Origin of the sequence: Plantactinospora sp. ZYX-F-223, assembly GCF_039649625.1 — a bacterium.
Lineage (GTDB): Bacteria > Actinomycetota > Actinomycetes > Mycobacteriales > Micromonosporaceae > Plantactinospora.
Genome location: NZ_JBDJAV010000001.1, coordinates 537,540 through 549,179, shown reverse-complemented (window position 1 = coordinate 549,179; position 11,640 = coordinate 537,540). Strand labels below are relative to the sequence as shown.

Here is an 11,640-nt window from a genome sequence, read left to right as displayed (position 1 = left end):
TAAAGCCCTACCGTGCGGTGGGTCGGCGGTCGCCGCCGCGATCACCGCCGCCGGAGTCACCCCGCGGTGGTCGGACCCGGCCGGGTCAGCGGTGGTCGTAGTCGTCGGGATGCCCGCCGGACCGCTGCCGGGGCTGGCCGTACTGGCCAACCCGGGGTCCACCAGCACGGGGCCCGGCACCCGGGCCGCCCCGCGACGGCCCGCCCCGCTGCTCGACCCACTGGTCGTCCGGCCCGGGGCGGCCACCCCGACCGTTGCCGTTGCCGCCGGAGGGCTGGCCGCCGTAGACGCCAGCGCCACCGGCCCGGGGCCGGCCGGCCGGAGCGCCACCGCCGGCGGGAGCCCCGCCGTACACGCCACCACCAGCGGGCGGGCGACCGCCACCACCCTGAGGTCGACCACCCCCCTGGGGGTGACCGCCACTACCACCGCCCGGAGGGCGGCCACCGCCGTACACGCCGCCACCGCCACCGGCCGGCTTCCCGCCGTACACGCCGCCCCCCGGCCTGCCCCGGCCGGCCGGCTCGTAGTCGTCGGCCGGGCGGTCGGAACGGTATCCGTTGTCGTACCCGCCGGAGCGTGCCGGACCCCAGTTCGACCCGTCGTCGTAGTCGGGGCGCCGGCCGCCGGGGCGGTCCCGGTCGCCGTCTGGCGTCCCCTCCCGGCCGGCCCTCGGATCGATGTTGTCACCGTCCGGCCCGACGGCGCCCAGGCCGTCCTCCCTGGGCCGGCGGCGGGCCCGCACGATCCCGAAGATGCCCAGCCCGACCAGCAGGGCGCCGAGCACCCCCACGGCCGCGATGAGATAGGTGATGTCGTCCAGGGTCAGCGAATCGGTCCAGGACTTCGCGGACTTCGTCGAGTCGGCCCCGGACCCGCCGGCCGAGGCCGCCGCCACCTCCTTGGCCGGGGTGTAGCTCAGCACCGTCACGTCCGGTTCCTCGTCGAGCGAGGCGACGTCGGAAACGGTGAGGAAGCTCTTGCCGTCGGGGGTGTAGGCGACCGCCTCGCCGAACGGGTCGGCCAGGGCCGTCATCCGAGGCTTCCCGGTGGTCAGGGTCTTGACCAGGTCGTCGTCCTTCACGTCCCACTCGAAGGCGTCCGCGTAGGTACGCAGGGCGACCCGGCTGCCGTCCGGCGAGCGGGCCGCGCCGGTGATCGTCACCCGGCCCGCCCCGCCGAACGGGTTGGCGGTGGAGGACTTCGGCAGGCTGATCTCGCCGGCCTTCGCCAGCGGCACGCCCTCGTCGTTGTTCTTCTTCAGGGCCGCGCTCGGGCGGTAGATCTCGGCCTTGCCGGTCGCCTTGGTGATGATCAACGGCACGTTGTCGGAGCCGATCAACAGCGCCTCGGCGTCGTGCCGCTTGTTGCCGGGAAAGGTCAGCCGGTGCAGCACCGGCTTGGTGGCGCCGCTGAGCGGCATGCTCCAGAGCACGACGCTGGTCCGCCGCTCGGTGTCGTTGTCACCGGTGTCGGCGATCCAGAGGGTCTTGCCGTCGGGGGAGAGAGCGAGGTCCTCCGGGTCGCGCGGGTTGCTCGCGTACTGGACGGCCTTCTTCAGCTTGCACTTGGTGTCCAGCAGGAAGACCCGCTCCCGGTCCGGATCCTCGCTGCCGTCGTTGATCATCACGTAACCACTCGACGTGGCGATCATGCCGGAGAGTTCCGTCATCCGCTCGTCGGTGACGGTGCAGACCTTCTTGCCGGCAGCGGCGGAGGCCGCAACAGCTCCGAAACCGAGGCTGGCCCCGACCAGGCCAAGGGTCAATCCGAGCACGCCGGAGGCAACCAGCACCATGGAGAGGACTCGCCGCATCCGCCCAGTGTCGCATGCTGATGCCGCTAACCGGGGAAGCGGCGTGATCAACCCTCCGTCACCGGTCAACGGGGCGGCTGGTCATGCCACTACCTCCCGGTACGGCGCCAACTCCGCGGCGAGGGCCTCGTCCACCCGTACGTGCAGCTTCGTCCCCTCCGGCAGGTGCGCCGTGCCGAGCACCTCGCCCCGGCGGTGCACCCGGGCGACCAGGTCGCCCCGGTCGTACGGGAGTACCGCACGAACCTCCACCGCCGGGCGGGGCAGCCGGGCCTCGATCGCCGCCCGGACGTCCTCGACGCCGCCACCCGTACGCGCGGAGACGAAGACCGCCTCCGGCCACTCCCGTTTCAACCGGAGCAGGGTCTCCTCGTCCGCCGCGTCGGTCTTGTTGACCACCAGCAGCTCGGGGAGCTTGTCCGCACCGACCTCGGCCAGTACCTCGCGTACCGCCCGGACCTGCTCCTCCGGGTCGGCGTGTGCCCCGTCCACCACGTGCACGACCAGGTCGGCGTCGGCGACCTCCTCCAGCGTGGAGCGGAACGCCTCGACGATCTGGTGCGGCAGGTGCCGGACGAACCCGACGGTGTCGGCCAGGGTGTAGACCCGGCCGTCGGCGGCGTACGCCCGGCGGGTCGTCGGATCCAGCGTGGCGAAGAGAGCGTCCTCGACCAGTACCCCAGCGTTGGTCAGCCGGTTGAGCAGGCTGGACTTGCCCGCGTTGGTGTAGCCGGCGATAGCCACGGCCGGTACGCCATTGCGGGCCCGGCGGGCCCGCTTGGTGATCCGGGCGGTCCGCATGTTCTTGATCTCGCGGCGCAGCCGGGAGATCCGGATCCGGATCCGGCGCCGGTCGGTTTCCAGCTTGGTCTCACCGGGACCACGGAGCCCGACGCCGCCGCCGGCCCCGCCGCCTCGGGCGCTACCACCGGCCTGCCGGGACAGGCTCTCACCCCAGCCGCGCAGCCGGGGCAGCAGGTATTCGAGCTGAGCCAGCTCGACCTGCGCCTTACCTTCCCGGCTCTTGGCGTGCTGGGCGAAGATGTCCAGGATCAACGCGGTCCGGTCCACCACCTTGACCTTGGTGCGCTGCTCCAGGTTGCGAAGCTGGGACGGGGACAGCTCACCGTCGCAGATCACCGTGTCGGCGCCGGAGGCCGTGACCACCGAGCCGAGGTCGTCGACCTTGCCCCGACCGATGTAGGTGGCCGGGTCCGGCCGGCTGCGCCGCTGGATCAGGCCCTCGAGCACCTGCGAACCGGCCGTCTCGGCGAGCGCCGCGAGTTCCGCGAGGGAGTTCTCCGCGTCGGTCACCGTGCCGTCCGTCCAGACGCCGACCAGGACCACCCGCTCCAGCCGGAGCTGCCGGTATTCGACCTCGGTGACGTCGGCCAGCTCGGTGGAGAGGCCCGCGACCCGGCGGAGCGCCTGGCGGTCCTCCAGTTCCAGCTCGCCGGTGGTGACGTCGCCATCGATGACGATGGCGTCAAGGTCCTCGTCCGCCAGCCGAACGAAGCTTTCCTGGTCTCGCAAGCCGTTCCTCCTGATCTGGTGTTTCCATCTATCGCCGACCCGCCGGTGTCCGGACTCCGTATGCCGGCCGGTAGGGGTTTCTGATGCCTGTTGCGCCATCTACGCGCTCTGCGGCTTCTCGTCGCATTGTTACCCTGGGCGCGCGGGTGGCAATCAATCGTGACACGCGCGCCCGTCGGACGCACCCGCTATATATCGGCCCAGCCGTCCCGTCGGCCGCCCGGCGCACGAGCGCCCGGCGCACGGCCGCCCGGCCAGAACCCCGCAGGCCGCCCGGCCAGAACCCCGCACCGGCCTTCCCCGCTTCGCCGGGATCAGCCGTTCGCCCAGCGGTCTCTGCTTCGCCCGGGACCACGGCCACCAGGATGGTCAACGGCCAGCACCAGCGGGAAATTCCCCTCCGGCCCGGCCCGGCCCGGGCCGGCCCCGAGCCACCGGCGACCGGCCCGGAACCGGGCGGCAGCGGTTGGCCGCCGCCGACGGCCGGCATGGCCCGGCGTCCTTCGGGCGGGCGGACCTGAGTGAAGGTGCCACGGGCGGCGGGCCGGAGCCACCGGCGGAAGGTGAGCCGGTGGCGTCAACCGCCCGGGCTGGCGTCGGCGGCGTTGTCGACCCGGCCTAGGGTGGTGCGGGTCGTCGGACGGCGACGGAGGCCGGGCCCGGCCGACGGCGGGTCCGGGCCGGCAGGCGAGAATGCTGACGGCGGCAACGAAGCCGCGGGAAGACGACGGAGGACCACGTGGCGATCACCCGACTGCCGAGTGCCGGATTCTCGATCACCATCCGGATCAGCGTAACGGCGGACGCCTCGGCCATCGGCCGGCTGACCACCTGCGTCGGTGAGGCCGGCGCCATCGTGACCGCGCTCGACGTGGTCGACTCCGACCCCACCACGGTGGTCGTCGACCTGACCTGCGACACCGCGGACGCGACCCACGCCGACCAGGTGGTGAAGGCGCTGACCGCGCTGGACGGGGTGGACGTGCGCAAGGTCTCCGACCGGACCTTCCTGCTGCACCTCGGCGGCAAGATCGAGGTCTCCCCGAAGGTGGCGCTGCGCAACCGGGACGAGCTCTCCCGGGCGTACACCCCGGGGGTGGCCCGGGTCTGCCTGGCCATCGCGGAGAATCCCGCCGACGCGCGGCGGCTGACCATCAAGCGGAACACCGTGGCGGTGGTGACGGACGGCTCTGCCGTACTCGGCCTGGGCAATATCGGTCCGGCGGCGGCGCTGCCCGTGATGGAGGGCAAGGCCGCGCTCTTCAAGCGGTTCGGCGGGGTGGACGCCTGGCCGGTGGTGCTGGACACCCAGGACCCGGACGAGATCGTCTCGATCGTCCGGGCGATCGCCCCGCAGTACGGCGGGATCAACCTGGAGGACATCGCCGCGCCACGGTGCTTCGAGATCGAGAACCGGCTGCGCGAACTGCTCGACATCCCGGTCTTCCACGACGACCAGCACGGCACCGCGATCGTGGTGCTGGCCGCGCTCACCAACGCCCTGCGGGTGGTCGGCAAGAAACTCGCCGACGTCCGGGTGGTCGTCTCCGGCGCCGGCGCCGCCGGTACGGCGATCATGAAGCTGCTGCTGCGGCAGGGCGTCGGCGACATCATCGCGTACGACCGCCAGGGGCCGCTGCACCGCGGCCTGGAAGGGCTGAACTCGGCCTGGCAGTGGCTCGCCGAGAACACCAACCGGGACGCCTTCTCCGGTGACCTCAAGGCGGCCCTGTGCGGCGCGGACGTCTTCATCGGGGTGAGCGCCCCCAACCTGCTCACCGGCGACGACATCGCCACGATGGCCCCCGACGCGATCGTCTTCGCGCTGGCCAACCCGGACCCGGAGGTGGACCCCCGGGAGGCGCGCAAGTACGCCTCGGTGGTCGCCACCGGCCGGTCCGACCAGCCCAACCAGATCAACAACGTGCTCGCCTTCCCGGGCGTCTTCCGCGGCATGCTCGACGCGCACGCCGAGGAGTTCACCGAGGAGATGGCGATCGCGGCCGCCCGGGCCATCGCCGACGTGGTGGGCGCAGAGAAGATCAACCCGACGGTCATCGTGCCGAGCGTCTTCGACCCGCGGGTGGCACCGGCGGTGGCCGCCGCGGTCCGGGCCGCCGCGCAGCACCCCACTCCCCCGCCGGCCGCGGATCCCGGGCCGGCCGACCTGCCCGAGATCGCCGCCGAGGCCGCCGCCCCGGCCAGTCCGCTGTCGAGCTGACCGCGCGGCCGGCCGGACCGAAGGTCCCGCAGCAGGACCGCGACCCGGACCACCTGGGCCGGGGGCACACGGCCGGGCAGAAGCTCAGCCGGTGATCGCGGCCAGGTCGATCTCGCCGTGTGCGACCAGCGTCGCCGGGCCGGCGAGCCAGCAGCTCTCGTCGTCCAGGGTCACCGTGAGCCGGCCGCCGGGCACGTCCACCGCGACCGCCCCGCTGGTACGTCCGCCGTCGCGCAACGCCACCGCCGCCACCGCACAGGCGCCGGAGCCGCAGGAGAGCGTCTCCGCCGAGCCGCGCTCGTAGACCCGCATCCGCACGTGCAGGTCGGCGCCGTCGACCGGCTCAGCGGGGGCGACGAACTCGACGTTCACGCCGGCCGGAAAGGCCGCGGGGTCGAAGCCGGGTGAGCGGGTGAGGTCGAGCCCGGTCAGCTCGATGCTGCCCGGCAGTACGCAGACCAGGTGCGGGTTGCCGCAGTCCACCGCGGTACCGGCCAGGGTCAGCCCGCCGAGCGTGGCCACGGCTCCCCCGGTGATCCGGGGCCGCCCGAGATCCACCGCGATCTCCCCGGCCGCCACCTCGGCCCGGACCAGTCCGGCCCGGGTGGCGATCGGCAGGCCGCCGTCGACCGGCTCGGCCAGTCCGCTGGAGATCAGATATCGGGTGAAGACCCGTACCCCGTTGCCGCACATCTCCGCGATGGAGCCGTCGGCGTTCCAGTAGTCCATGAACCACTCGGCGCTGCCGGCGTAGCCGACCGCGTCCGGGTGCTTGGCCGCCCGGACGACCCGCAGCACCCCGTCCGCGCCGATGCCGCGCCGACGGTCGCAGAGCGCCGCCACGATCGACGGGGTCAGGCCGAGCTGGCCGTCTGGGTCGGGCAGGAGCACGAAGTCGTTACCGGTGCCGTGGCCCTTGGTGAACCGCACCCCTCCATCATCCCCGAGCGCCGGCCGGGCCCGCCGGGCACCCTCACCCGGGCCCGGGATCACTCGCACCGCATGCCTCTGGCGACCCCACCGGCCCCTGCCGTGTCGTAAGGCCCGCCGGCGGTCAGACGGGACAGCCGGGTCAGCCCGGGTGGTGTAGGGCCGAATCGGCCCCGGTGGCGTGGGTGGCGTGGGTGTCGCCGGCCGACGGGTCGCGGACCAGTGCGAGGGCCGCCTCGACCAGGCCGTCCCGGGCCCCGTCCAACCAGTGGATCCGGGGATCGCGACGGAACCAGGAGCGCTGCCGCCGGACGAACCGCCGGGTTGCCTGGATCGTGTCGGCCCGCGCCTCCGGCTCGGACAGCTCGCCGTCGAGCAGCCGGAGCACCTGCTGGTAGCCGAGCGCCCGGCTGGCGGTACGGCCCTCCCGCAGGCCCTGCTCCGCCAGCGCCCGGGTCTCGGCGACCAGACCGTCCGCCCACATCTTGTCCACCCGTACGGCGATCCGCTCGTCCAGCGCCGCCGTTTCCCGGTCCACCCCGAGCTGTACGGCGGCGTAGTACGGCGTCGGCCGGGGCAGCGAGGCGGTGAACGGCGCGCCGGTCAGCTCGATCACCTCCAGCGCCCGTACGATCCGCCGCCCGTTGCTGGGCAGGATGTTCTCCGCCGCCGCTGGATCCGCGGCGCGCAGCCGGGCGTACAGCGGCGCCGGCCCCGACTCGGCGAGTTCCGCCTCCAGCCGTGCCCGGACCAGTGGATCCGTGCCGGGAAACTCGAACTCGTCGAGCACCGCCCGGACGTAGAGCCCCGAGCCGCCGACCAGCAGCGGTACCCGTCCCCGGGCCAGGATGTCGTCGACGGCCGCCCGGGCCAGCGCCTGGTACGCCGCCACGCTCGCCGGTTCGGTCACCGCCCAGATGTCCAGCAGATGGTGCGGTACCCCGGCCCGCTCCGCCGGAGTCAGCTTGGCGGTTCCGACGTCCATTCCCCGATAGAGCTGCATCGAATCGGCGTTGACCACCTCGCCATCCAGGGCCTCGGCGAGCTCGATGCTCAGCCCGGACTTGCCGGTGGCGGTGGGGCCGACGACCGCGACGATCCGGCCGCGCCCGGTCACGCCGGCCCTCCGCCCGGCTCGCCGGACCTCGGGAACCGTTCCGGCTCACCGGACCTCGGCAGCCACTCCGGCTCACCGGACCTCGACGGTCGTTCCGGCTCGCCGGATCCGGGCGACCCGTGCGGCGACGGGGTCCAGGTGGCGACGAAGTAGCTGACTCCGTAGGGCGCCGCGTAGTAGGTAAGGTCACCGTGCCAGGACGCTCCGCTGTGCGCCGCCGCACCGGCGAGCACCTGCCAGGGCGCCCGGCCGGCGACCAGCAGCCGGGTGGACAGCTCCGGCTCCAGCCCGAGCAGGGCGGAGCCGTCGGCGTCCCGGAGCGCCGCGGCGACCCGGTCGTCGTAGGGCCGGGCGCGCGGATCGTCGTACCCGGGGGACCGCTCGCCCCGGCAGGCCGACCCGTCCCCCATCACCAGCAGCCCGACCCGCTCGGCCGGATCCTCGACCAGTTCGGCTCCGATCCGCCGGCACTCGTGCACGGGTGTGTCGGTACCGACGCTCTGCCCCCGGTGTGGTCCGGCCGCACCGGCCCGGTCCAGCAGCCAGGCACCGACCAGCAGGCTGAGCGGCAGCTCCGCCCGGCCGGCGCGGGTGCCGTCCGGCCCCAGCCGCAGCACCCGGTCCAGCCCGTACGGCCGGAGGCTGCCGCAGTCGTCCGGCCCGTGCCGGAGGGTTCGCTCCCCCGCCCCCACCACGACTACGACATCCGGTCCGGTCGCCAGCAGCCGACCGACCGCCTCGACGCAGGCGGAACGGAGATCATCCAGCTCACCGGCCGCGGACGCGGCAAGTTCCGGAACGATCATCGGGGGATGTGGGCAGACGGCGGCGGCGACCAGTGGCACGCCACCACCGTAGCGGGCAGCGAACCTTACACCCGAAGACCAGACGATCCGGGTGCGGTCAAGGACACCGTATGGTCACGGTCGACGATAGGCGCTCGACGCGGACCGGGTTGGACCTGTGACAATGCCGGGAGATACTTCGCTGCGCCGTGGCGGCGATCGCCGGGGACCCCCATCCCCGGTAGCGCCGGGAGAACGAGGATGGGCTCATGAGTGACTGGACTGCCTTTGGACGGGTGGATGCGGACGGGAACGTCTACGTCAAGACGGCCGAGGGTGAGCGTGTGGTCGGTTCCTGGCAGGCCGGTGCGCCGGAGGAAGGTCTGGCCCACTTCGCCCGCCGCTTCGCCGACCTGGTCACCGAGGTCGACCTGACCGAGGCCCGACTCAATTCGGGGGCGGCGGACCCATCGGGTTCGCTCGCCACCATCCGGCGGTTGCGGGCATCGCTCGCCGAGGCGCACGTGGTCGGCGACCTCGACGCGCTCGCCGCCCGGCTGGACCGGCTGGCCACGCTCGCCGAAGGAAAGGCCGGCGAGGCCCGGGCCGCCCGGGAGACCGCCCGGGCCGAGGCGGTGACCCGGAAGACCGCTCTGGTCGAGGAGGCCGAGAAGCTGGCCGCCGAGTCCACCGGGTGGAAGACCGCGGGCGACCGGCTCAAGGAGATCCTCGACGAGTGGAAGACCATCCGCGGCGTCGACAAGAAGACCGATGGCGAGCTGTGGAAGCGGTTCGCCGCCGCCCGGGACGGCTTCACCCGGCGCCGTGGGGCGCATTTCGCCACCCTGGACGCCCAGCGCAAGCAGGCCCAGGCGGCCAAGGAGGAACTGGTCGTCGAGGCCGAGTCGCTGGCCGACTCGACGGACTGGGCCGCCACCGCCAACCGGCTGCGCGAACTGATGGCACAGTGGAAGGCCGCGCCGCGCGCCTCGAAGGAGGCCGAGGAACGGCTCTGGGAACGGTTCCGGGGCGCCCAGGACAGCTTCTTCTCCCGGCGCAGCGAGGTCTTCTCGGCCCGGGACGCGGAGCAGCGCGGCAACCTGGAGCGCAAGCAGGCCCTGCTCGCCGAGGCCGAGGCGCTCGACGTCGACGGCGACCCGCGCGGCGCGCAGGCGAAGCTGCGGGAGATCCAGGGGCAGTGGCACGAGGCGGGCCGGGTCCCCCGGGACGCGGCGGCCAACCTGGACCGCCGGCTGCGCGCGGTGGACGAGAAGGTACGCCAGGCGATGGACTCGGCGTGGCGGCGGACCGAGCCGTCGGCCAACCCGCTGCTCGCGCAGATGCGCGACCAGGTCGCCGAGGCCGAGCAGCGGCTGGCCCGGGCCAGGACGGCCGGCGACGCGAAGCGGATCCGCGAGGCCGAGCAGGCCCTCGCCGCCAAGCGACGGTTCCTGGAGCTGGCCGAACAGGCGAGCTGAGCCGATCCCCGGGCGGGCCAGGCTCGCCCGGGGAACTCCGGCCGCCGTCGACTGTCCACACGTACCGGCCGACCGCCGGCGGGCCCGCCACGACACCGCCGCCCGGGCATCCCGGGCGGCGTTACTCGTTCGGGCGCAACGGGCGGTACCGGGGGCGAACCAGCGCGCACCGGGGACGAGCCAGTCGTTTACAAGGATCGAAAAGCGTGGTTCCATCAAGGAAAGCGCTTGCCTCGGGTGGGCGCGAGCGTGGGAGCCATCGTCTCGAAACACGGTTTGGATCCGCGGCGCGGGTCGGCCGGTCACCGGGAGCCGCCGGGCACGGCACCGGAGCTGACCGGCGGTGCGCGCGGTGCGTCCGAACGAGAAGGAGAGCACGATGCTCGCACGACGGCGCCGGACGGCGCTGATTCTCACCGCTGCCGCCACCACCGCCGCGCTCGCCGGAGCCGGTGTGCTCACGGCAGTCTCCGCACACGCCGCGGTCGGCTGTCAGGTCAGCTACTCGGTCGCCTCGCAGTGGCCGGGCGGCTTCGGCGGCAACGTCACCATCACCAACCTCGGCGACCCGCTCAACGGCTGGACGCTGCGCTGGACCTACTCCGCCGGGCAGACGGTGACCCAGGCGTGGAACGCGAACGTGTCGCAGAGCGGCAGCCAGGTCACCGCGACCAACGTCGGCTACAACGGCAGCGTCGCCACCAACGCCAGCGTCTCGTTCGGGTTCAACGGCACCTTCACCGGGTCGAGCAACCCGGCGCCGACCAGCTTCAGCGTCAACGACGTGACCTGCACCGGCGGCACCAACCCGGGTACACCGGGGCCGACCACTCCGAACAATCCGACGACCGGACCGACACTGCCGCCGCAGACCGGGCTGGTCGGCTGGGCCACCCAGAACGGTGGTACCACGGGTGGCGGCAACGCCGCCGCCACCACGGTCACCAGCGCATCCGCCCTGACCAGCGCGGTCGGTTCCAGCAGCGCCGCCGTGATCCGGGTCTCCGGCACCATCTCCTGCTCCGGCATGCTCCGGGTCCGCTCCAACAAGACCATCGTCGGGGTCGGTGCCAACGCCACCATCTCGGGCTGCGGACTCAACATCAACGGAGACCGCAACGTCATCATCCGCAACATCAACTTCCGTGGCTGGGACGACGACGCCATCAACGTCCAGGAGTCGGCCACCAACATCTGGATCGACCACAACAGCTTCACCGACGGGTACGACGGCGCCGTCGACGTGAAGCGGGCCTCGGACTTCGTCACCATCTCCTGGAACCGCGTCTACGGCCACGACAAGTCCATGCTGCTCGGCCACAGCGACGACAACGCCAGCCAGGACCGGGGCCACCTGCGGGTCACCTACCACCACAACTGGTTCGACGGCTCGCAGCAGCGGCACCCCCGGGTCCGGTTCGGCAACCCGGTGCACGTCTACAACAACTACTACAACAACATCGGGGGCTACGGCGTCGCGTCCACCGAGGGGGCGGGCGTACTCGTCGAGGGCAACTACTTCGAGAACACCGACGACCCGTACCACCTCGGTGAGGGCGACTCCGGTCCGGGCAGCCTGGTCGCCCGGAACAACCACTTCGTCAACTCCGGCAGCGGGCAGACCGGCGGCAGCGTCGCCGGCATCCCGTACTCGTACCAGCTCGACAGCGCCAGCGGGGTGAAGTCGATCGTGACCAGCGGTGCCGGCACCGGCCGGATCGGCCTCTGAGCGGACCGGGTGGCAGGACGGGCCGGAGGAA

General features: G+C 72.8%; 8 protein-coding genes. 3 read left to right on the top strand and 5 right to left on the bottom strand.

Features of this window, described 5'->3' with window-relative positions:
• Nucleotides 1–85 precede the first annotated feature (85 nt).
• Both AAH979_RS02300 and hflX read right to left on the bottom strand, forming a co-directional pair.
• Nucleotides 86–1,816, bottom strand: coding sequence for a hypothetical protein (locus tag AAH979_RS02300; protein WP_346256070.1), 1,731 nt, complete (start codon nt 1,814–1,816; stop codon nt 86–88).
• 81 nt (nt 1,817–1,897) lie between these two features.
• A complete protein-coding gene (gene hflX / locus AAH979_RS02295; RefSeq protein WP_346256069.1) occupies nt 1,898–3,349 on the bottom strand; it encodes a GTPase HflX in 1,452 nt (483 codons plus the stop codon).
• 739 nt (nt 3,350–4,088) lie between these two features.
• On the opposite strand from hflX, the gene AAH979_RS02290 reads away from it, so the two are divergent.
• Nucleotides 4,089–5,570 carry an NAD-dependent malic enzyme gene (locus AAH979_RS02290; protein ID WP_346256068.1) on the top strand — a complete coding sequence of 494 codons (1,482 nt, stop codon included), beginning with the start codon at nt 4,089–4,091 and terminating at the stop codon, nt 5,568–5,570.
• Nucleotides 5,571–5,654: 84 nt separating this feature from the next.
• Here AAH979_RS02290 and dapF read toward each other — a convergent pair whose 3' ends face one another.
• The 3 genes from dapF to AAH979_RS02275 form a co-directional block, all read right to left on the bottom strand.
• Nucleotides 5,655–6,500: a diaminopimelate epimerase gene (gene dapF, locus AAH979_RS02285; protein WP_346256067.1), complete on the bottom strand. Its 846-nt coding sequence runs from the start codon at nt 6,498–6,500 to the stop codon at nt 5,655–5,657.
• 142 nt (nt 6,501–6,642) lie between these two features.
• Complete coding sequence (gene miaA, locus AAH979_RS02280) at nt 6,643–7,617, bottom strand: tRNA (adenosine(37)-N6)-dimethylallyltransferase MiaA (protein ID WP_346256066.1); 975 nt, start codon at nt 7,615–7,617, stop codon at nt 6,643–6,645.
• The gene (locus AAH979_RS02275; RefSeq protein WP_346256309.1) at nt 7,614–8,423 is read right to left on the bottom strand and encodes a class III extradiol dioxygenase subunit B-like domain-containing protein; all 810 of its coding nucleotides are present in this window, start codon (nt 8,421–8,423) and stop codon (nt 7,614–7,616) included. Before AAH979_RS02275 ends, miaA begins: the two co-directional genes overlap by 4 nt.
• A gap of 248 nt (nt 8,424–8,671) precedes the next feature.
• On the opposite strand from AAH979_RS02275, the gene AAH979_RS02270 reads away from it, so the two are divergent.
• Both AAH979_RS02270 and AAH979_RS02265 read left to right on the top strand, forming a co-directional pair.
• Nucleotides 8,672–9,880, top strand: a complete 1,209-nt coding sequence (locus tag AAH979_RS02270) for a DUF349 domain-containing protein (protein WP_346256065.1) — start codon at nt 8,672–8,674, stop codon at nt 9,878–9,880.
• A gap of 379 nt (nt 9,881–10,259) precedes the next feature.
• Entirely contained in the window at nt 10,260–11,609 is a 1,350-nt protein-coding gene (locus AAH979_RS02265) for a cellulose binding domain-containing protein (protein ID WP_346256064.1), read from the top strand.
• The last annotated feature ends 31 nt before the right edge of the window (nt 11,610–11,640 follow it).

Coding starts and splice junctions, on each gene's coding strand:
- AAH979_RS02265 (WP_346256064.1), top strand. CDS start 10,260: ATGCTCGCACGACGGCGCCGGACGGCGCTGATTCTCACCGCTGCCGCC.
- AAH979_RS02300 (WP_346256070.1), bottom strand. CDS start 1,816: ATGCGGCGAGTCCTCTCCATGGTGCTGGTTGCCTCCGGCGTGCTCGGA.
- AAH979_RS02270 (WP_346256065.1), top strand. CDS start 8,672: ATGAGTGACTGGACTGCCTTTGGACGGGTGGATGCGGACGGGAACGTC.
- AAH979_RS02275 (WP_346256309.1), bottom strand. CDS start 8,423: ATGATCGTTCCGGAACTTGCCGCGTCCGCGGCCGGTGAGCTGGATGAT.